Origin of the sequence: Alteromonas sp. S015, from assembly GCF_036864485.1 — a bacterium.
Taxonomy (GTDB): Bacteria; Pseudomonadota; Gammaproteobacteria; order Enterobacterales; family Alteromonadaceae; genus Alteromonas.
Window position 1 is genome coordinate 154,338 of sequence record NZ_JAZETO010000007.1, and the last position, 19,222, is coordinate 173,559.

The 19,222-nt window shown below is 44.4% G+C and carries 22 protein-coding genes; 8 read left to right on the forward strand and 14 right to left on the reverse strand.

All coding sequences use genetic code 11. The features are described 5' to 3' along the window. Positions 1–59: 59 nt before the first annotated feature. From V7R42_RS14330 to V7R42_RS14370, 9 genes are all read right to left on the reverse strand, one after another. The gene (locus V7R42_RS14330; RefSeq protein ID WP_334020946.1) at positions 60–1,568 is read right to left on the reverse strand and encodes a sensor domain-containing diguanylate cyclase; all 1,509 of its coding nucleotides are present in this window, start codon (positions 1,566–1,568) and stop codon (positions 60–62) included. Between the two features lie 152 nt (positions 1,569–1,720). Beyond that, entirely contained in the window at positions 1,721–2,461 is a 741-nt protein-coding gene (locus tag V7R42_RS14335; RefSeq protein WP_334020947.1) for an HAD-IA family hydrolase, read from the reverse strand. Positions 2,462–2,480: 19 nt separating this feature from the next. Continuing rightward, entirely contained in the window at positions 2,481–3,401 is a 921-nt protein-coding gene (gene xerC, locus V7R42_RS14340; RefSeq protein ID WP_334020948.1) for a tyrosine recombinase XerC, read from the reverse strand. A gap of 5 nt (positions 3,402–3,406) precedes the next feature. Next, positions 3,407–4,102: a DUF484 family protein gene (locus V7R42_RS14345; RefSeq protein WP_334020949.1), complete on the reverse strand. Its 696-nt coding sequence runs from the start codon at positions 4,100–4,102 to the stop codon at positions 3,407–3,409. Then, the gene (gene dapF, locus V7R42_RS14350) at positions 4,099–4,929 is read right to left on the reverse strand and encodes a diaminopimelate epimerase (RefSeq protein WP_334020950.1); all 831 of its coding nucleotides are present in this window, start codon (positions 4,927–4,929) and stop codon (positions 4,099–4,101) included. Before dapF ends, V7R42_RS14345 begins: the two co-directional genes overlap by 4 nt. A gap of 35 nt (positions 4,930–4,964) precedes the next feature. Continuing rightward, positions 4,965–6,215, reverse strand: a complete 1,251-nt coding sequence (lysA, locus tag V7R42_RS14355; protein WP_334020951.1) for a diaminopimelate decarboxylase — start codon at positions 6,213–6,215, stop codon at positions 4,965–4,967. Next, positions 6,215–6,412, reverse strand: a complete 198-nt coding sequence (lptM, locus tag V7R42_RS14360; protein ID WP_438823656.1) for an LPS translocon maturation chaperone LptM — start codon at positions 6,410–6,412, stop codon at positions 6,215–6,217. Before lptM ends, lysA begins: the two co-directional genes overlap by 1 nt. Before the next feature lie 51 nt (positions 6,413–6,463). Continuing rightward, positions 6,464–7,531 carry an MJ1255/VC2487 family glycosyltransferase gene (locus V7R42_RS14365; protein WP_334020953.1) on the reverse strand — a complete coding sequence of 356 codons (1,068 nt, stop codon included), beginning with the start codon at positions 7,529–7,531 and terminating at the stop codon, positions 6,464–6,466. Between the two features lies 1 nt (position 7,532). Continuing rightward, entirely contained in the window at positions 7,533–8,045 is a 513-nt protein-coding gene (locus tag V7R42_RS14370) for a phosphatase PAP2 family protein (RefSeq protein WP_334020954.1), read from the reverse strand. Between the two features lie 357 nt (positions 8,046–8,402). Here V7R42_RS14370 and rraA point away from each other — a divergent pair, with 357 nt between their 5' ends. Continuing rightward, positions 8,403–8,888: a ribonuclease E activity regulator RraA gene (rraA, locus tag V7R42_RS14375; protein WP_334020955.1), complete on the forward strand. Its 486-nt coding sequence runs from the start codon at positions 8,403–8,405 to the stop codon at positions 8,886–8,888. A 133-nt stretch (positions 8,889–9,021) separates the two neighbouring features. Here the strand turns inward: rraA and V7R42_RS14380 are convergent, their stop codons facing one another. The 3 genes from V7R42_RS14380 to mpl form a co-directional block, all read right to left on the reverse strand. Next, entirely contained in the window at positions 9,022–9,831 is an 810-nt protein-coding gene (locus V7R42_RS14380; protein WP_334020956.1) for a S1/P1 nuclease, read from the reverse strand. Between the two features lie 2 nt (positions 9,832–9,833). Beyond that, positions 9,834–10,466 (reverse strand): flavin prenyltransferase UbiX, encoded by a 633-nt coding sequence (locus tag V7R42_RS14385; RefSeq protein WP_334020957.1) that lies wholly within the window; start codon positions 10,464–10,466, stop codon positions 9,834–9,836. 71 nt (positions 10,467–10,537) lie between these two features. Beyond that, the gene (gene mpl / locus V7R42_RS14390) at positions 10,538–11,896 is read right to left on the reverse strand and encodes a UDP-N-acetylmuramate:L-alanyl-gamma-D-glutamyl-meso-diaminopimelate ligase (protein WP_334020958.1); all 1,359 of its coding nucleotides are present in this window, start codon (positions 11,894–11,896) and stop codon (positions 10,538–10,540) included. 308 nt (positions 11,897–12,204) lie between these two features. Between mpl and V7R42_RS14395 the strand changes: the two genes are divergently transcribed. From V7R42_RS14395 to V7R42_RS14420, 6 genes are all read left to right on the forward strand, one after another. Further along, positions 12,205–13,182 carry a class 1 fructose-bisphosphatase gene (locus V7R42_RS14395; protein WP_334020959.1) on the forward strand — a complete coding sequence of 326 codons (978 nt, stop codon included), beginning with the start codon at positions 12,205–12,207 and terminating at the stop codon, positions 13,180–13,182. A gap of 163 nt (positions 13,183–13,345) precedes the next feature. Continuing rightward, positions 13,346–13,876, forward strand: a complete 531-nt coding sequence (ppa, locus tag V7R42_RS14400) for an inorganic diphosphatase (RefSeq protein WP_014947861.1) — start codon at positions 13,346–13,348, stop codon at positions 13,874–13,876. 141 nt (positions 13,877–14,017) lie between these two features. Next, positions 14,018–14,515, forward strand: coding sequence for a DUF3299 domain-containing protein (locus tag V7R42_RS14405; protein WP_334020960.1), 498 nt, complete (start codon positions 14,018–14,020; stop codon positions 14,513–14,515). 428 nt (positions 14,516–14,943) lie between these two features. Continuing rightward, positions 14,944–15,672, forward strand: coding sequence for a hypothetical protein (locus tag V7R42_RS14410; RefSeq protein ID WP_334020961.1), 729 nt, complete (start codon positions 14,944–14,946; stop codon positions 15,670–15,672). Positions 15,673–15,880: 208 nt separating this feature from the next. After that, positions 15,881–16,315, forward strand: a complete 435-nt coding sequence (locus V7R42_RS14415; RefSeq protein WP_334021076.1) for a GGDEF domain-containing protein — start codon at positions 15,881–15,883, stop codon at positions 16,313–16,315. A gap of 66 nt (positions 16,316–16,381) precedes the next feature. After that, positions 16,382–17,293 carry a dihydrodipicolinate synthase family protein gene (locus tag V7R42_RS14420; protein WP_334020962.1) on the forward strand — a complete coding sequence of 304 codons (912 nt, stop codon included), beginning with the start codon at positions 16,382–16,384 and terminating at the stop codon, positions 17,291–17,293. Positions 17,294–17,390: 97 nt separating this feature from the next. Here V7R42_RS14420 and V7R42_RS14425 read toward each other — a convergent pair whose 3' ends face one another. Together V7R42_RS14425 and V7R42_RS14430 are read right to left on the reverse strand one after the other, a co-directional pair. After that, on the reverse strand, positions 17,391–18,089 hold the full coding sequence (locus V7R42_RS14425) for a 2OG-Fe(II) oxygenase (protein ID WP_334020963.1): 699 nt from the start codon (positions 18,087–18,089) through the stop codon (positions 17,391–17,393). A 22-nt stretch (positions 18,090–18,111) separates the two neighbouring features. Further along, the gene (locus V7R42_RS14430) at positions 18,112–18,531 is read right to left on the reverse strand and encodes an acyl-CoA thioesterase (RefSeq protein ID WP_334020964.1); all 420 of its coding nucleotides are present in this window, start codon (positions 18,529–18,531) and stop codon (positions 18,112–18,114) included. A gap of 211 nt (positions 18,532–18,742) precedes the next feature. On the opposite strand from V7R42_RS14430, the gene V7R42_RS14435 reads away from it, so the two are divergent. Beyond that, entirely contained in the window at positions 18,743–19,219 is a 477-nt protein-coding gene (locus tag V7R42_RS14435; protein ID WP_334020965.1) for a MarR family winged helix-turn-helix transcriptional regulator, read from the forward strand. Positions 19,220–19,222: the final 3 nt, after the last annotated feature.

Below are 19,222 nucleotides of genomic sequence, written 5' to 3' on the forward strand. Positions count from 1 at the left end.
CAGAGTACATTTCTGCTTCAAGCTTTGTAGCAATATCGGTTAAATGTACTCTGACCCCATTATTTAAGGGTTATTGTGTTACCGCCTTTCTGTTTAGACGCGTAGAGCGCGCGGTCGGCGCGTTGGATAAGCGTCTCAAGTGTATCGCTATCCTGCATGAGGGTTACACCAAAGCTAGATGATAAAGACACTCCAGAGATGGTGACCGCGTTTATACCTTCACGCACCTTTTCCACTAGATGCAGCACGTTGTGCTCGCTGATATTGGGTAAAAGCAGTACAAACTCATCGCCACCGAAACGGGCAAAAACATCGGCTTTACGCAAAACACCCTTAGTAACTTGGCTTAATTGCCGCAAAGCGTTGTCACCGTCAACATGCCCTAACTCATCGTTTATACGTTTGAATTTGTCTAAATCGAAGATAACGAAATAAAGGGTGCTGCCAGATTCACGACTTTGTGCCATCTCTAGGGCGCTGCGCTGAGCGAGATATTCTCGTGTATAGGCTCGGGTAAGGGTATCTATAAAAACGCGGTCTTTTAACAATGCGTTGTCTGCTTGTAGCTGAGGAATGGCTATGCCAAATAAAGCATTGGCAGCGATGACGTTAAGTGCAAACTGATACACTTTAGCGTACTCCATTAATGCAAAAAGATGCACCAGCAACACAATGCATACGCTACTTATAGCAAGGCTAATAACATTGCGTTTCGTACTTTCAGTGCACGCTATCCACATATGGGTAATAGCAAGAAAGAAGATGGCAAATGCGCTATCACGAGACTGGGTAAGTTTTGCCAGCATCATAACGAAAACAATAAGAGCTAAATTAATCGTCACCTTTTTAAAGTAGCCACGTAAATTGGATGTAGAGTAGTTAGAAAACGCCAGAAGATTTATTTTAGAAGTGGCACAGACCTTCACTAAAAAGCCCGCAAAAAGGGGGGCAAGTACCACGACTCCCGCCATATCTCCTATCCAAAACGGTAGCATAGCCTGTTTTATATCCGCCGCAGGCATTTGATTGGTTAAAACAAGAGAACCAATCACGAGCTGCGTTGCGACTAGTGATGTGAGGCAGCCTATGATCAAGAACGACACAATAAATTGAGGCGTAGTAACGTCGGGCTTTCTTAAGAGATGGCCTAGTGCGCTTGCCCCTGCGTAGTATGGCAGCAGATGAGCAATACTAAATAATAGCCCACCCCAAATGAGTTCACTAATAGTGAGCGGTAAAGAGTAATGGTGGCCATTCCATACTGTAATCAATACAGCGGCGACAATTATGGGAAATACTGCACGCCAGCCAAGTACCAAGCAGCACGCCAACGTGTAGCCAGAAGCCGGAAACCAAACACTGGCGTGTTCGGTATATTCCACAATGCGTCCAATTTGCCACACTGCAAGCCACGAAAGGATGATAAAGACATCACATTGTAGTCCCGATAGTGGTTGAAATGGCAAAAATGAGCGACTAATCTCGGCACGTTCGTTCGCGTTTGAGATTGACTTATCTACCGTGGACGCCTGTTGCGACCTTGACTTTGAGGCAGTTGGTTTTTCCATAAGGACACAAAGACTACGACATCAGTTTTTAGTGTATAACGAGTGAGCACTGAAATCCATATACCTTACGGCTGTGCCCTATAGGCCTTAACAATCTACCTTGCCTAGATAGCCACAAGCGTCATTTATATCATCAGAAAAGGCTGAGGACCTTATACAAAATGGGTGAGCTCTTCCAACATATTAAGTTGCACATGGGGCAGTACCGATACGGGTTCCAGAGCCAATTCCATTGGGCGGTTACATGCAAACCACGCCGATTGATAGCCCGCGTTGACTGCACCTAATACATCTTTGATGATGTTATCACCAACATGCAGAATGTGCGCAGGTTCCACCTTCAAAAGCGATACGGCCTCATTGAACATGTTGACGGCAGGCTTCATGGGGCGTTCCACACTGGCGTGCAAAATAGTCATGAAGTAGCGGTCTAACCCCACTTTTTGCGCGTTTACATTGCCGTTTGTAATACCAACGAGCGGTAAATGTTGGCTTAGTTTATCGAGGGTGTGGTGAACATTCCTTGCTAAGGCAAAATCGCTTCGAGCGTTATAGAAACAATTAAAGCAACCGTCTACAGCAGCACGTAATGCAGTGTCTTCAGAGGGGACTATTGATACTTGATTTGCAGGTGTACCAGATAGGGCCGCGGTAAGCACTACGCGACGAAGTTGGCCCATATCAGAAGCCAACCGAGCGTCTTTGGCGATTGCCGCACGTTTAAGTTGTAGCCAATCTAGTGAGGTTAGCTTAGCCGCCTGGGGATGGTGTTCAGCAATATGCGTTTGAAGGGCTTGCTCTGCGCGTCGAATAATAGGTTCATTATTGTAAAGGGTGTCATCAAGGTCGAAGGTCATAGCCTCGACTCTTTTCATAGGCCTGAAGAACTGCATGGTGAAACCTTTTTTATCGTTATTTTTTGTGCGCGCGAGGGTGCGCAGCATCATAAACTTTGGCGAGATGCTGAAAATCTAGGTGCGTATAAACTTGTGTCGTTGACAAGTTAGCATGACCTAATAATTCTTGAACCGCACGCAAGTCGCCGCTGGATTCTAATACGTGCGTAGCAAAGGAATGGCGCAGTTTGTGAGGGCTTACTTTTTGTGACAGCGCCTGCTCTTTTGCCATCCTGTCGAGGCGGTTTGCAACCTGTCTGTTGGAAATTCGTGTTCTACGTTTGCTTACAAATACGGCGCTTTCATAGGGTGATGCATAGGCTGGACGTACTTTTAACCACGCATTGAGAGCTTTTTGCGCATGCCTACCTAACGGCAGTATTCGCTGTTTACTTCCTTTACCTATGACTTTTACTGTGCCGTCTTTTAAACAGTCAGCCAAGTTAAGTCCAGTCAGTTCGCTTAAACGAAGGCCACAACCATACATCAGCTCAAACATGGCGATATCACGCAGCTGCATGCCTTCATCATCGTCACTGCTTTGAGGTGATGCGTTGAGCAGCTGCTGCATTTCGTCCACGCTCAACTGTTTTGGCAAAGGCTTACCTTGTTTTGGGGCTTGAATACCTTCAACGGGGTTACTGAACAGCTGCTGGTGGTCAATCAGGTATTGGCAGAAAGTTCTTAGTGCAGACAGTCTCAATGCAATACTGCGTGGACTGTGTCCCGATATTTTGGCATCGCCCATGACCCGCTTTATATCGCTAGGCGTAAGACCTGACCATTCATAAAGGCCAAGTAACTTTGCAACTTCTGTAAGCTGGCGCTGGTAGTTTTTGATGGTATGAAGAGATAGCCCACGCTCCACTTGAAGGTGAAGCAGAAACTTGTCTAGCCATTGCTGGCAGGGTTCGCTTATCAAGGCGTCCGTAGACACTACAACTAATATCCCATCATTTCAGGTAAGATGATATTCAGTACTTGCTGTAGCTGCTGAAGCAAGAGAGTATCCATATCTGGCGTGAAGTGGCTAGCGTCGCTGCTGCTAATACCTAAAATACCAAGTCCACGGTTGTCGCCAAGCAGCATTAGCGCTACAGACTCGGCAGGGCTTTCCCCGAAAAGGAGCTGACGTTCGTGCTGAGATAAACGGCCAAAGAAAAAGTTAGTGTTTTTAAAACGCTTTTCCGTAAACAAGCGTTGCTGTAGTTCTGGAATTGCATGTGGGCCTTTAAAGCTTTTAATAACCGCCGAAGACAGCTGTAAACGCTCTTGAAGTACATCTTCCAAAGTGAACTGAACTTCGGCAACACTTTCACAGCGCAGAAGCTGTACATTTAGATCGGTGTAAACGCGATAAATCTTCTCATTCTGCTTAGCAATAGTAACGAGTTGATTGAGTTTGAAATTCAGCTGGCGAACCTTCTTTCTAAGCTGATCACTCTGAATTTCAACAAGTGATACACTGCCTTTGTGTTCGTGGGGGAGTGTAATTTTTTCAAGAAGGTCGGCGTGCTCAGTAAAGAACTCAGGGTTTTGTAACAAGAACGCACGCACATCAGCACTCGACAATTCCGTGGTGTCGTTAAATGGCTTGATCAATTGCGTAGCGTTAGACTGCCCTGATAATTCGCTCATAAATTTATATGTCCGTCATACACGTGTTCAGCAGGCCCTGTCATTTTTAACACGTTATCTGGTCCAGGCCAGCGTATACGTAAAGTGCCTCCAGGTAAGTCTACCCGCACGTCTTTTCCTAATTTACCCTGAATTTGGCCAATTGCAACTGCTGCACAAGCACCGCTACCACACGCCAAAGTTTCACCTGAACCACGCTCAAATACACGAAGTTTAATGTGTGACTCATTGATAATTTGCATAAAGCCTACGTTTACGCCTTCAGGAAAGCGTTCGTGCTTTTCTACAAGCGGACCAATTTCGGCCACATTAGCCGTATCAACGTCGTCGACTTCCATAACACAGTGGGGATTCCCCATAGATGCTGAGCCAATAAACAAGGTGCTATCGCCTACGCGCAATAGATAGGTATTTTCTTGCTTATTGGCTTTAAGGGGAATATTTGCAGGCTCAAATTCCGGCTTTCCCATGTTTACAGTAACCTGACCATCTTTTTCAAGATAAAGCACCATCTTTCCTGCTTTAGTGCTTACAACAATTTTGTTGCGATTAATAAGGCCTTTTTGCTTCACAAAACGTGCAAAGCAACGCGCGCCATTGCCACACTGTTCCACTTCAGAACCATCGGCGTTGAATATACGGTAGTGAAAATCTTGCTCGGGATCGTAAGGCGGTTCCACCATCAACAGCTGGTCGAAGCCAATGCCGAAGTTTCGGTTAGCCAGTTGCTGAATTTTTTCTTTAGAGAAAAAGACGTTTTGAGTAACGTTATCAATAACCATGAAGTCGTTACCCAAACCGTGCATTTTAGAAAATTGAACCTGCATTTAACGCGTATCTGTCTTGTTAGTTTGTCTCTAGTTTACGGAAGTTTATACTCACCTTGCCAGAGATCTTTTTGTTTTTCTCGTTCGCGAACAACAATTGCTTTGTCACCGTCTACCATAATCTCGGCTGGACGACAGCGGCTGTTGTAGTTTGACGCCATAACAAAACCATAGGCACCGGCGCTACGGACTGCAAGTAGGTCGGCGGGTTCAATGGCTAGTTTACGGTCTTTTCCTATAAAGTCACCGGTTTCACACACCGGGCCTACCACATCGTAAATACGTGGTGCTACCGTGGCTTCTTCCTTCACTGGAATGATTTTTTGCCATGCAGAGTAAAGCGCAGGACGCAACAAATCGTTCATTGCTGCGTCGACGATGGCGAAGCTTTTTTCTTCACCCTCTTTAATAAATTCAACTTCGGTAACCAAGATACCGGCATTTGCTGCAATGGCGCGACCTGGCTCAAGAATAAGCTTCAAGTTCCCACGGCCTTCCATTTTTTCAGCCATGGCTTGAGCATAAGCTTTGGGGTGAGGTGGCTGTTCATCGTTGTAGGTTACGCCAAGACCACCGCCTACATCTAAATGTTCGATGATAATATTGCGTTCAGCTAGTTCATCAATAAGCAGAAGTAGACGCTCTAGTGCATCTACAAACGGGCCAATTTCAGTAAGCTGTGAGCCGATATGGCAGTCCATGCCAACCACATTTAACCAAGGTAACGAAGCGGCTAGTTCATAAGTGGCGAGCGCTCGCTCACGAGCAATACCGAATTTATTCGCCTTCAAGCCTGTGGAAATATAGGGGTGAGTTTTGGCATCCACATCCGGGTTTATGCGCAAAGAAATAGGGGCTTTAACACCCATTTCGCCCGCCACCTGATTAATACGCTGAAGTTCTGGCTCTGACTCTACGTTAAAGCACATAATGCCTTGCTCTAGAGCGAAACGGATTTCGTCGTGCTTTTTACCTACACCTGAAAACACAACTTTGCTTGCATCGCCACCGGCTTCTATTACGCGCGCTAGTTCTCCTGCTGAAACAATGTCAAAGCCTGACCCTAATTTAGCGAGAACGCTTAATACGCCAATGTTTGAATTCGCTTTTACCGCGTAACAAACAAGATGAGGATGCTCACCAATAGCATCATTAAACGCGTGCCAGTGACGCTCTAATGTAGCGCGTGAATAAATGTAAACTGGCGTTCCACACTGGGCTGCAATATCAGAAACAGCCACTTGTTCAGCATGCAACTGACCTTGGCTGTAGGCGAAATAATCCACTAGTTCAGCTCTCCAGAAGTAGTTACGGGTAAAGTTTTATTGATGTCAGAATCAGCGTCTGCTTCCGAATTTTCAGAAGATGCTGGTTCAGCAGACGTGTTTTGTGCAGGCGCTTCAGGAATGTAGAGCGCCCCTTTGTAACCACAGCCACATAATGCTGTAAGTGTTAGCAAGAAAACAACTGACTTTTTAAGCACGAAAAATCCCGCAAAGAATACGACAAATGCCGCTATCATCGCATTGCGGTGTTAAATTGCAAGAGCCAATAATCGTTCTTGTGTTTTATTGCCGTATCGAACGTTTTTCCAAAGTGCATCGCGCAAGCTTTGCGTATCAGAAAAGTCTTTGTTTTTAAGCCAATCGATAAGAATGTTGGCGTTGTCTGGAAAGGTGACGGCTTCGTTATCTGGAGCTTCCAGCCATTCTTCGACAATGTCGGTATCAAGCTGAAATAAAGTGTGGCACAAATCGAGTTTATTCAAGGTGAGTACATTCGATAATTGCTCAAATTGGCCGTGTAAAGGTTTTATTAGTAGCTTCTTGCCTAATTGAAGCGCTTCACTCGATAGCTCAAATCCGCCATTTGCTATCACACCGCTGGCATGTTGGAGAGCTTTTTGGAAATGTTTCTTTGAGGTTGGGTGCCAATGGATATGCCCTATCTCTTTTACTTCATCAATGTTCGGGTGAAAACATTCGAAAACCTGATCGCTCAATGGTTCGAGCATTTGTTGGATATCTTCTACATCTTCAAATGGCAAGTAAACCAAAACGTGGCCGTTAGCCGAAGCCATAATTGGCTTTTCCGAAACGAAAGGCGGAATAATTGGTTGATTGAAGTGATACCAATGTACGCCTAATTGAAGATCTGTTGGCGCGAACACTTTCATTAATAGAGAGTCGAAAATAGTGTTGCCACTTTTAGGTACGTCGTAATTAAATGCAGCCTGATGGCTGATTGCAATAGAAGGCAGATCTTGCTGTTTAGCTGCCCACGCGGTAATGGGCTCAAAGTCATTGACTAGCAAATCGTAACCGCGAGTATCCAATGCTTTCACGTCTTTTATAAATTGGCTTACATTTGCATCTTTAACTGTCGCCCATTTATCAACTCGACCTCGTTTTGTGATAAAGCTCAGGCCAGTAAAGGTTCGGTAATCTCCGAATATTTCCATGTCGAAATACTTTTCAGGCGGGCGACCTGTAAATACGAAGTCAACGCTGACGTCGTCACGCTCAGCAAGCGCTGCAGCCATTATTCGCGCACGGGCGATGTGTCCGTTACCGGTGCCTTGCACACCATACAATAATCTCATGCTACCCCAGAATAGAAATGCTCAACGTTGCTATTGTAACGCCCAGAAGCGCACCGGCGATCACGTCTGACGGATAATGAACACCCAGCAACACACGTGAAAGACCAATTAAAGCGGCCCAACTGTAAGCCAATACCGCGAAAGAAGGATAATAATGGGCCACGATACTCGCCATTAATGTAGCTGCCGCAGTGTGACCAGACGGAAGTGAAAATTTATCTGAAGGTGTGACATGTGCTGTTAAATTCATTAGAAAATCACAAGGGCGAGGGCGCTTGAACATTTTCTTAAGCAGCACATAAATGGGTAATTCCAGCGCATAAGCCATCAGCGCGGTGTAGAGGAAAAGTTCACCGTGTTCAGGCTCAAATGCCCAAAGCAGCGCTCCGATTAGAAGGTACAAGTACCCATCGCCTGTTTTAGAAAGCCATATAATACTTCTGCAGTCTCTTTTTTGCGTCAGTTTGTACAGGCGATAAAACAAGTCAGTATCGTATTTGGTCAAGGATTTCATCAACATCGCCTTGTCCCCTATCGGTTAATTACTGCACAGGCTAAAGTTCATCTGTGACCAGTGGGTGACGAAAAAAAGAAACTTTTTTGACAGCGAGCCTCTTTTTCAACTTCTTTTTCCGCCAGCCGACAGAGTGTGGGAATGGCTTTGGAAGGCAAAATATTAAGCAAAATGTGTGCTCATTTTAAGGAGGATAGGGCAAGTTTCGATGAGCTTTGGAAAAAGTAGAGAATTCGTTGAATCGCGTGAAATCATACGTTTTCATTGCCACAATTAATGCTATGCTAGACGTAGAAGCGTAAGCAGCGCTTTGTTTTCATTTAATTTTAGTCTTCTCAATTTCATTAAGGCAGAACGATGGAATACAACACATCTGAATTATGCGATTTGTTTGCTGATAGCGTGGACGTGGTAGATCCAATTTTCGCTAGCTTTGGTGGACGGTATTCTTTCGGTGGTGAAATAACTACCATAAAATGCTTTGAAGACAGGGGTCTTATAGATCGTGTACTTGCCCAGCCCGGTGCTGGAAAAGTACTGCTTATTGATGGCGGCGGCTCTAGCCGTCGTGCACTGTTCGACGCATCATCTGCGCAAGTTGCCATTGACAACGATTGGGAAGGGGTTGTGATATACGGAAGCGTGCGAGAAGTTGATAGCCTTGCTGAATTAGATATCGGTGTTTTGGCGGTAGCCGCCATTCCAGTAAATGCTGAATGTGAAAGTACCGGCGAAGTAGACGTGCCGGTTAATTTTGGTGGTGTTACGTTTTTACCAGAAGACCACTTATACGCCGATAGCACAGGCGTTATTCTTTCACCTGAGCCGTTAGATTTAGACTAAAGCGCAAAGGCGAGCAAACGCTACTGCTTAGAAAAAAAGAACAAAAAAAACGGAGGCTTGAGCCTCCGTTTGTCTTTATACTCGCGCTTGTAACTATTCAAACGCGCTCAGCGCCAGTACACCAGATATAAAGTTACTTGTTCGCTTCTTCGAACACCTGGTTTAGATACATAGCGATGCGAATACCTGCCATCTGCAAACGCTTTTTAGCCGTTGGCAAGTGGTTATATAAGTAATCATAGCTCATATTATTGGCGTCATCCGGATAAATGGTATCGCGAATAGTGGTGCTCTCTTCAATCCATACCATAGGGTCGGTGGATGCCCAACTACGAATATCCTTGGCCGTAATGGCTTGTGTTAGCCACAACGTCCACTCTGAATACGACAAGTCACGCTGGTCTAGCATTTGCGAATCCCACACGCGATGCAAGTTCGAGTCTTGCCAGAAGAATCTTACTTTTACATCGTTACCGCCGCGATCGGTACCGTTTCCTGCGTGAAGTGGCTGATGGAGGTCACCAATAATATGCACAATGAACTGAAGGGCCAAGCGCTTCTCTTCAATGCTGGCTGTATCGCTTTTTAAGGTTTCAGTAAACTGCTTTAACGCGGTAACTGCATCACCTTGCTTTGGTGCACCTACTTCTTTATAGGTTTTACCTTCGGGCACAGAAACATAGTGCCAAGGGCTAGCCGTTTTTTGCCAAAATTCGCTTGGGTCAGAACGCATTTCATCAGCATGGGTCGAGGCTTCAGCTAGCGAACCATGCGGCAATAATTCCATGAGTGCGGCCTGTGAAAGAGGGCTGAGATACTGCTGGGCAATAGCGCCAGTAACTCGGTGGCCGGTTTGTCCCCAGCCGAATGCGGGTGAAGCAATACACAAAGTAAAAAGTGTGCTGAGCGCAACTGCGCAAATCCTGTTTGCAAACGCGAACATGGTTAATCCTCAGAATGTTTGGAATGTTGATAGCCCCATCTTGCGACAAGAGACTGCTCAATACCTAAGTGGTCTAATATGCGCGCCACGACAAAATCTACCAAGTCATCAATAGTTTTGGGGTTGTGATAAAACCCTGGGGCCGCTGGCATTATAGTAGCACCCATCTGCGAAAGCTTAAGCATATTTTCTAAATGAATAGAAGAAAGTGGCATTTCACGCGGTACCAAAATAAGCTGGCCTCGCTCTTTTAAAACAACATCAGCAGCGCGCTCAATTAGGTTGTCGCTAGCGCCAATACTAATGGCCGAAAGCGTACCTGTAGAACACGGGCATACCACCATTTTTCCGGGTGCAGCAGAGCCTGAAGCCACTGGTGAAAACCACTCTTCTTTACCAAACACTTTGATTTGGTCTGGCTTTGCGTTGCAATGCTCAGTAAAAAATGCTGCGGCGTCTTCAGGTCGCCCCGGTATCTTTATATTCTCTTCGGTGGCAAAAACTACTTTGGCAGCGGAAGAGATTAAAACGTACACTTGGTAGTCGGCATTAACTAACGACGTTAATAGTGTAAGCGCGTAAGGTGCCCCAGATGCACCTGTAATAGCAAGCGTTACTTGCTTGTCATGTTTCATTGTATAGCCTCTGTAGATAACAAACGAAGTCTGCTCGTCTATCGGGTATTACTCTGTTCTATTTGTCTTTTTCACAATTGGAACTTCATTTTCAAAGCGTCGAGAATACGACCATGAATGCCTTCAAAACCGCCGTTACTCATCACAAGAATGTGGTCTTTAGGCTGTGCTACGTTACAAACGGCTTGAACGATCTTCTCTACATCTTTGAAACAGTGTGTAAGGACATCGCTATGCGCGACCGAATCGACGAGTGACCAGTCCATACCCTCAGGTTCATAAAGGTAAATTTCGTCCGCTTTCTGCCACGAATTTGCAAGCGTGTCTCTGTGTACGCCCATTTTCATCGTGTTTGAGCGCGGCTCTAGCACCGCCAGAATACGTGCGTTACCTACTTTTTTGCGCAACCCATCTAGTGTCGTCGCAATTGCGGTAGGGTGGTGTGCAAAGTCGTCATAAAGGGTGATGTTGTTTACTTCACCTTTCACTTCCATACGGCGCTTAACATTCTTAAAAAAGGATAGCGCTTCTATAGCGTCAGGTAAGGTAACACCGGCGTGATGGGCTGCAGCTATGGCCATTAAGGCGTTATCTACGTTATGTTGACCTAAGAGCGACCATGTTACGGTGCCTACTATAACGCCATTGTGCAACACATTGAATTCGCTGCCGTCTTTTTTGAGCAGCTCAGCATGCCATTCTTTGCCCAGTGATTGGCGAGAAGACCAGCAACCTTTCTTAAGCATATCCTCAATGGCTGGTGTACCGTTTGGTGTAAGAATAAGCCCGTTTTCCGGTACCATGCGAACCAAATGGTGAAACTGGGTTTGAATAGCCCCAAGGTCAGCAAAAATATCCGCATGGTCAAACTCAAGGTTGTTAATTACCAAGGTTTTTGGCCGATAGTGTACGAACTTAGAACGTTTATCAAAAAATGCGCTGTCGTACTCGTCAGCTTCAATGACAAAAAAGGGGCTTTCACCCACGCGAGCCGATACGCCAAAGTTCTCAGGAACGCCGCCAATTAAATAACCAGGATTAAGACCTGCGTGTTCTAAAATCCACGCGACCATACTGCTGGTTGTGGTTTTCCCGTGGGTACCTGATAAGCCAATTACCCAGCGATCTTTCAGTAAGTTGTCAAGCAGCCATTGTGGGCCACTGGTGTAAGGCAGATTGCGATTTAACACGTATTCTACGGCAGGGTTACCGCGCGACATAGCGTTACCGATCACTACCATATCTGGCGCTGGATTAAATTGGCTTTCGCAATAGCCTTCTGTCAGTTCGATGCCTAATGCTTCAAGCTGAGTGCTCATAGGGGGATAAACGTTTTTATCAGACCCTGTTACTTTGTGGCCAAGTGATTTGGCAATGGCGGCGATGCCACCCATAAAACTTCCACAAATGCCTAAAATATGTACATGCATAGCGCATTCTCAAAGAATTATCATGTTATTGGGGTACTGTATCAGAACCCCGTGGCCAATAGATAATTCAATTTTAACCGTTCAATAGATGCCTTAAACCGTTGTAATTCGCTAAACGCGTAAAAATCCATGGTGCGCAAACTGGTATGGTGTGTGTGTGACATTTTATGGGCATGTTCCACTTACCCAAGAACACGGTTACAATCTAACCACAGGTTTAAAACCTGTGTGCTTCAGACAAACGCTGGTAAGGAAAGCTGCGCGACTGGTAGCACAACACCCTACACACGAAAAAAGGCTTACATTCAATGAAACGTTTAAATTCCCAACTGCAACAAGACGGTGCACCGCTTGAGTTAATCTTACTCATTCGTACACTGCTAGCGGGCTGTAAAGAAATTTCTTTCCGCGTGAGTCAAGGCGCACTTGCTGGCGTGCTCGGTTCAACCCTTTCTGAAAACGTACAGGGCGAAACACAGAAAAAGCTCGACGTTATCTCTAACCACATTTTAAAAGACACGCTAAGGGAATCTGGCTACGTTAAGGCCATTTCGTCTGAAGAAGAAGACGATGTTGTACCGTGTAATCCAGAAGGTAAGTACTTAGTGAGCTTCGACCCACTTGATGGCTCGTCAAACACTGAAATTAACAGCCTAATTGGTACTATTTTCTCTATCACTCATGCGCCTCAGTGGATGGAGCCAGACGATCCGTCAGCTTTCTTGCAACCTGGTACACAGATGGTTGCAGCAGGCTATGTACTGTATGGCCCGTCTACAATGCTAGCATTGACTACAGGTCGCGGTACGCACATCTATACGCTTGATAAAACCCACGGTGGTTTCCTGCTTACCCACCCGAATATTCAAGTGCCTGAGCAAACGTCAGAGTTCTCGATTAACGCGTCGAATCAACGTCACTGGGAACCGGCAATGCAGGCGTACATTACCGATCTTCTTGCAGGTAAAGATGGTCCTCGAGGCAAAAACTTTAATATGCGATGGGTGGCGGCAATGGTAGGTGATATTCACCGTTTGCTTTGTCGCGGTGGTATCTTCATGTATCCATTCGACAACAGAGACCCGTCAAAGCCAGGTAAATTGCGTTTGCTTTACGAAGCCAACCCAATGGCATTTTTGATGGAGCAAGCTGGTGGTAAAGCAGAAACTGGCACGGGCCGAATTCTGGAAGTTATGCCTGAAGAAATCCATCAGCGTGTACCGTGCATTATCGGCTCTAAAGAGGAAGTTGATATGTGTTTGAGCTACAACGACAACGCGAAATAGCGAAAAAATGGCTCTGATGGGCTATCTGGTTTTTAAAAAGCAGCAAAATTTAACGAAATATAAAGAGATTAGTACGACATGGGTCGTAAAGCGTTTTTATTTTGCTGCTGTCACCGTATACTTACGGCCAAAATTTTTAATCCATTATTGAAAGGACCTAAGAATGAGCTTGAGTGCTATTTCTGCTGGTAAAAACGTACCAGATGAAGTGAACGTAATCATCGAAATTCCAGCACACGCTGACCCGGTGAAGTACGAAGTAGACAAAGACACAGGCGCGCTATTTGTTGACCGTTTCATGGCAACGTGCATGCACTACCCAACTAACTACGGCTACGTGAACAACACCTTGTCTGAAGATGGCGACCCAGTTGACGTTCTAGTAATGACGCCGTTCCCACTACTTGCAGGTTCTGTCATTAAGTGTCGTCCAGTTGGCGTACTGAACATGACTGACGAGTCTGGTAAAGATGCAAAAGTACTAGCGGTACCAGTAGACAAGCTTTCTACTATTTACCGTGACGTTAAAGAAATTGCAGACGTACCTCCGCTTCTTCTTAAGCAAATTGAGCACTTCTTCGAGCACTATAAAGATCTTGAAGAAGGTAAATGGGTGAAAATTGACGGTTGGGCAGACGCTGCCGCTGCAAAAGAAGAAATTACCGCAAGCATCGCGCGTTTCGAAGCAGAATAATTCACGCTGCTTCAAATTGATGATACAAAGGGCTGGTGTAATACCAGCCCTTTTTGTATGTGGCCTAAAAGTGAAGATCGAAAACGAAAAGCAAAAGCCGATACGAAAAAGCGAACAAAATACTCAACGATAGAGAGCAGTATGATCCACCATAAATTATCCATGACGTCATTGTTTGCTGTAATAATGATGGTTGTAACTTTCAACGCACTGGCAGATGAAGCTTCTGTTAAAGCTCCTGTAGAGGTATATTGGGAAGACTTGGTGCCCGAGGGTTTTAATGAGCTCGCGCCACCGTCAGTTCAGCACAATGGCGAGATGAGTCAGCTTCAGCCTGACGCACCCGTTGTCGATACCTTTGACGGTAAACGAGTGAAAATTCCTGGGTTTGTTGTTCCGCTAGAAGGTACGGCCGAACTTACAACAGAGTTCTTATTGGTTCCTTATTTTGGGGCGTGTATTCATGTTCCCCCACCGCCGTCTAATCAAATTGTGTACGTGAAATTTGAAGAAGGCGTGCGTATAGACAATATCTATGACGCGATTTGGGTAACGGGTAAGCTGTCAACTGACGGTTGGAAAGGTGATATCGCTTCTGTAGGTTACCGCTTAACAGGCGAGGCGATTGAAGGGTTCTAACACCATGAGTCGCACGCTTGCCGATAATGCCAGTCAGCTTGACTGACTGGCCAGGATTCTGTTTCCCTGTTTGTTCACAAAGGGGACTCTGTTTTCCTTCCTTGTCGAGTGTTTTTATTATTGAGAATTCTTTTTACTGTAAGCGATAACATTAACTGAGTTGACCTCTATCGTTCCTGTTTATTACTAAAAGTTTAAGGCGATGACTTCAACAACCAAATAGTGTTGTGATTAGAAAAATAAAGAATATGAATCTGTGATTCACTTAATTTTTCGTAAATGAAAACCGCGTACATAGTTATATATTTCTAGTGCAAAAAATAAGTTAGTATTGGGGCAAAATGTGATAGAAGAATCGATAATGTATTGTTACGTTTAAAATAACAATGTATTAAATATTAGCGGCTTACTAAGAGAAAGTGTGATATATGGATTTTGATGACGAGTTAAAGGTGACTATCCATTGCTTCTACGTAAGAGAGGAGCCAATACTTTACGATAAATTTCTGGGCTTGATGTATGAGGTGTTTGTAGCAGAACAATCGTGGAAGATTCCATGTGATCATGGTGAAAAAAGAGTACTACCAAATGAAGCGGATTTAGATTGTTTTATAGTACTTGCTATTAATGAAAAGAATAAAGCTGTTTCTGCTATTAAAGGAACTACGCCAGGTTGTAGATTTTCCGCAATTTCTTTGTTTGAAGAGTTTCTTAGTGCTGACGTTATTAAAAAGCATAAAAAAACAATAAATTATTTAAATGCTGTCTTAGTGTCTTCAAGTTATCGAAAAAGAGAGTTTTATTTAAATGGAAGCAAGCAAACGCTAGCATCTCATGTTGCAAAGAAAGCGATTAGTTTTTCGAAGCGTATTGGAGTAGATTTGATTTTAGGAGCTACAGCGGTGTTTGAAGGGGCTATGCTGATAAAGTCGAATAACTTCAGATTGCTTTCACCACCATCCATCGGCCACAGTCAATACAACAACACTATAATTATGGCTCTTAACGTCAATAGAAATAAAGAGATTGATGATTATCTAGAGAGCCGTGAAAGAGCCGTACTTAAAAGCGAAAATTATAGAGATTATGTTCTTGAGCGACTTCCCAAGATTAGTAACATGGATATATCGAAAATAAACTCAAAAAGAATCAATTAAAATCTCTAAAAATTTTACTTTACGAGTGAAGGGCTCATAGGAAGCTGATAGGCATTGCTAATTGGGTATCTAGATTCGAAGTCTAGAGCTTTTTTACGTTTATGAGCTTCGTTTTGTATTTTTATTATTTTCCATGGATTCTGGCCCAGAACATCGTTGGCGTCGATAACGCAATTTGAATTTTTAGTAGTATGAGTTCCAAAAACGCATTGCGCGCGAGCAAGGCTTAGGTTTGGCCCTGCTGGATATAGACCATTTTAAAAATATAAACGATACCTATGGGCATGGTATAGGCGATGAAGTGTTAATTAAGCTAGCAATACTTTTAAAGCAAAGGTTTGCAGCCGAAAATGTTTTTAGACTAGGGGGGGAAGAGTTCGTATTCCTGCTTAGTTCTGATGAAAATGATGCATTAAACACTCTTGAGCGTATTAGAGCGCAGATAGCTCGCGAAGTTTTCTATTGCTCAGATAATGCTAAGTTGTCTATTACGGTAAGTATAGGGTTTGTTCATTTCTCCCAACATATGCTCCAAGAACCCGAGAGTTTTTCGACAATGTTAAAGCTCGCCGATAAACGTCTTTATAGAGCAAAAGAGCAAGGGCGTAATAGAATAAACGCGCCTGAATTTATCCATGGGTAAAAATGCAATGTTTTTTCTACTATTTTATGATGCATTTTTTCTTATTTTAAACAAAGCAAGGTGCGAATGTTTACTGGTTTGTCTGCATTTCCAATAACACCATTTACGAACGAAGAGATTGACTATTTAGCGTTTGAACGTTTAATGGTTAACCTTGTGAGCGCAAAAGTAGATTCAATTTGTGCCATCGGATCTACGGGCCTATATCCATATTTATCCAGAGAGGAATTGGGGCGCGTCGCAAAAGTGGCTGTCGACAATGCCAACAGTGTACCCATAATGGTTGGCGTTGGAGCACTTCGAACAAAAGACGTGCTTAAAAATGTTGAAGCAGTTCAGCAAGCAGGTGTTAATGCCCTGCTGTTAGCTCCGGTGTCTTACCAACCGCTTAATGAAGAAGAAGTATTTACGCTATACGAAGCCGTTAGTCGAGAAACGTCGGTGCCTATTTGTGTGTATGAAAACCCACGCGTAACAAATTTTACGTTTAGCAACGCTTTATACCAAAGAATTTCGCAACTCCCTCATATTGGCGCTATCAAAATACCAGGCATGCCCTTTGCCACCACTGCAAATGATTCCAAGCAAGAGGGCGCTGCACGCTTAGCTACACTTAGAGCCATCGTTCCAAAACACGTTGCCATAGGCGTAAGCGGTGACAGCTTTGGCAGTGCAGGTATGGCCCAAGGCTGCGACCTTTGGCTATCAGTTTTGGGCGGAATTTTTCCAAAAACTGTAATGCAATTAATTGCGTTAGCGCAGTCTGAAAACTCAAGCGAGGCAGCGGCAATGTCTGCATCGTTAGACCGCATATGGGCATTGTTTTCCAAAAACGGTGGTGGACTTAGGGTGGTGGCTGCGGCCGCCGCTATTTTAGGCTATTGCGAGCGAGAAAATTTACCTGCCCCGTTAATGCCAATAAGCCAGGAAGACTTTTTAGAGCTTGAAGGCTTAATTACATCGCTTTCGTTAGCATGACTACCCGTCATGCCAACATATTGAGGTATCTAGCCGATGTTTCAGCTGGAATAGCGACTGGGACGCAACTCGGGCGGCCATACTTACATGGTAAGTTTTAGCCCTGCGTATAAATCTGTTCAGCGCGGTTAAACAGAAGCCAAGACGTTAAAATGTACTTGTCGTTACTTTCTGGAATTTGGCCGCGGTGCGTGTGAGTAAAATAAGCGGGCGCAATAACCATTCTGCCAGCTTTGGGTTTAACCGCACGGTTTTGGTAGTAAAACTCCGTCTCGCCGCCTTCTTCCACATCGTTTAAGTAAAACATAAACAGCAGCACGCGGTGCAATGCATCGTTATGTTGAAGCTGTGGATAGACTTCTGAGTGCCAGTACGGGTAGCCGCCATTACCGGCGGTATAGCGCTGTGCATTCACATCGCCAACGCGAAACAGGTAATTCACTAAATTAGCCAAATTGGGTTTGCCTACTTCTTCGAAATTCTCGCCGGTCACTTTTACAGGCTCGCCAGTTTTAGGATGACGAACGGTAAGTCCGATAGGCCCAACAAGCGCAAAATAGTATTTTTCGATGTAGGCAACCAGCTGCTGCCCAGTGTGCTGCATCACTTGCTGAAATAAGTCTTTAAATTCCGGGTTGCGGCTTATCGATACATCCATGCTGCGCTTTTTATCTAAGTCGACGCCACCACCGGTGCGGCCTTGAGATAAATTAGGGCTGCTTTCAAAGCGTTCCATGAGTTGTTTGCACAGCTCTGGTGGTAACACATCATCAATAACTTCAATTAAATCGCTCATGGATACCTCGTACTGCGCTTTATTACTGAGTTAGTATTTCTTTAAAGTGTGACTGTAGCTCTGACTTCACATCTTCGGGGATTGGCGCAGAACGCTGTGTTTTATAGTCAAAATGAACCATCGTGGTGACGCCTGTTGAGCACAGCTTATCGTCTTGCCATAACTCTTGAAACACGTCGAATGCACTGTTGCCTAGCCGGCTAATGTAGGTTTTCACCGTCACCGGTTGGCCATAGAAAATTTGAGCTAAAAAATCGACCTTATAACTGGCTAAAATAAGCGGCCAGTTTTGTAAGTCTAGCTCAGGCGTAAACATTCTGAAAATAGGCTCTCTGGCTGCTTCAAACCATGCGACTAACGCCGTGTTACTGACATGCTGCAAGGCATCGGTTTCACAAAAACGTACGTCAAATGACGTAACTAATGGTACTGAATGGCTCATGTTTATTAGTAGGGATCTTTGTTTATTTAGTTTTCACTCTAGCATTGTACCGCCGCTATTTCAGTCATTTATCAAACAGCAATTGATTCAGTTGGAAAGCATTTTAAACACCTAACCAAACATAACGTTCAAAAAATCAGTTGATTTATGAAAGATTTTGCGCAAATATTTTCACAAATGAATTTGCATTAAAATCCCAAGGTATCCATTTATGATCAGAAGTCCTCAGTTTGGCGCAATACTTTTGCGTGCTAGCGAGCTTATTGCAACTCAAGGCCAAGAGGTATTTGAAGCGCTTAATATTAGTCTGCCTGCAAATCGTATTTCTCTGGTACTGGCGATTCATACTCAAGGGCCCCTTTCGTCAACTGAGCTTGCAAGCCACATCGGTCTTTCACGTCAACTTATTGAAAGTCGGTTGAAACAAAGTGTTGCAGACGGTTTTTTTGTTTCTGTGCCCGATGAGCGAGACTCGCGAAAGCGCGTGTACGATATTGCGCCTGCAGCAAAGACCCAAGCGGCGCAGATAGTGACGATAATGCAAGAATTTGAAGACGTATATGATGCGCTGTGGGAAGAAATAGAGGTAAATCTTGAAGCATCACTTAAAACCATGGAGCAGGCACTAAAAAAACAATCACTTCTTACGCGCTTAAATGAACAATTTCCTCATTACTCCAACTCATAATAG

Bases quoted from the DNA above. Each gene is read 5' to 3' on its own strand.
- V7R42_RS14330 (WP_334020946.1), bottom strand. From the start codon at position 1,568: ATGGAAAAACCAACTGCCTCAAAGTCAAGGTCGCAACAGGCGTCCACG.
- V7R42_RS14335 (WP_334020947.1), bottom strand. From the start codon at position 2,461: ATGCAGTTCTTCAGGCCTATGAAAAGAGTCGAGGCTATGACCTTCGAC.
- V7R42_RS14345 (WP_334020949.1), bottom strand. From the start codon at position 4,102: ATGAGCGAATTATCAGGGCAGTCTAACGCTACGCAATTGATCAAGCCA.
- dapF (WP_334020950.1), bottom strand. From the start codon at position 4,929: ATGCAGGTTCAATTTTCTAAAATGCACGGTTTGGGTAACGACTTCATG.
- V7R42_RS14365 (WP_334020953.1), bottom strand. From the start codon at position 7,531: ATGAGATTATTGTATGGTGTGCAAGGCACCGGTAACGGACACATCGCC.
- V7R42_RS14370 (WP_334020954.1), bottom strand. From the start codon at position 8,045: ATGAAATCCTTGACCAAATACGATACTGACTTGTTTTATCGCCTGTAC.
- rraA (WP_334020955.1), top strand. From the start codon at position 8,403: ATGGAATACAACACATCTGAATTATGCGATTTGTTTGCTGATAGCGTG.
- V7R42_RS14380 (WP_334020956.1), bottom strand. From the start codon at position 9,831: ATGTTCGCGTTTGCAAACAGGATTTGCGCAGTTGCGCTCAGCACACTT.
- V7R42_RS14385 (WP_334020957.1), bottom strand. From the start codon at position 10,466: ATGAAACATGACAAGCAAGTAACGCTTGCTATTACAGGTGCATCTGGG.
- mpl (WP_334020958.1), bottom strand. From the start codon at position 11,896: ATGCATGTACATATTTTAGGCATTTGTGGAAGTTTTATGGGTGGCATC.
- V7R42_RS14395 (WP_334020959.1), top strand. From the start codon at position 12,205: ATGAAACGTTTAAATTCCCAACTGCAACAAGACGGTGCACCGCTTGAG.
- ppa (WP_014947861.1), top strand. From the start codon at position 13,346: ATGAGCTTGAGTGCTATTTCTGCTGGTAAAAACGTACCAGATGAAGTG.
- V7R42_RS14405 (WP_334020960.1), top strand. From the start codon at position 14,018: ATGATCCACCATAAATTATCCATGACGTCATTGTTTGCTGTAATAATG.
- V7R42_RS14410 (WP_334020961.1), top strand. From the start codon at position 14,944: ATGGATTTTGATGACGAGTTAAAGGTGACTATCCATTGCTTCTACGTA.
- V7R42_RS14420 (WP_334020962.1), top strand. From the start codon at position 16,382: ATGTTTACTGGTTTGTCTGCATTTCCAATAACACCATTTACGAACGAA.
- V7R42_RS14425 (WP_334020963.1), bottom strand. From the start codon at position 18,089: ATGAGCGATTTAATTGAAGTTATTGATGATGTGTTACCACCAGAGCTG.
- V7R42_RS14430 (WP_334020964.1), bottom strand. From the start codon at position 18,531: ATGAGCCATTCAGTACCATTAGTTACGTCATTTGACGTACGTTTTTGT.
- V7R42_RS14435 (WP_334020965.1), top strand. From the start codon at position 18,743: ATGATCAGAAGTCCTCAGTTTGGCGCAATACTTTTGCGTGCTAGCGAG.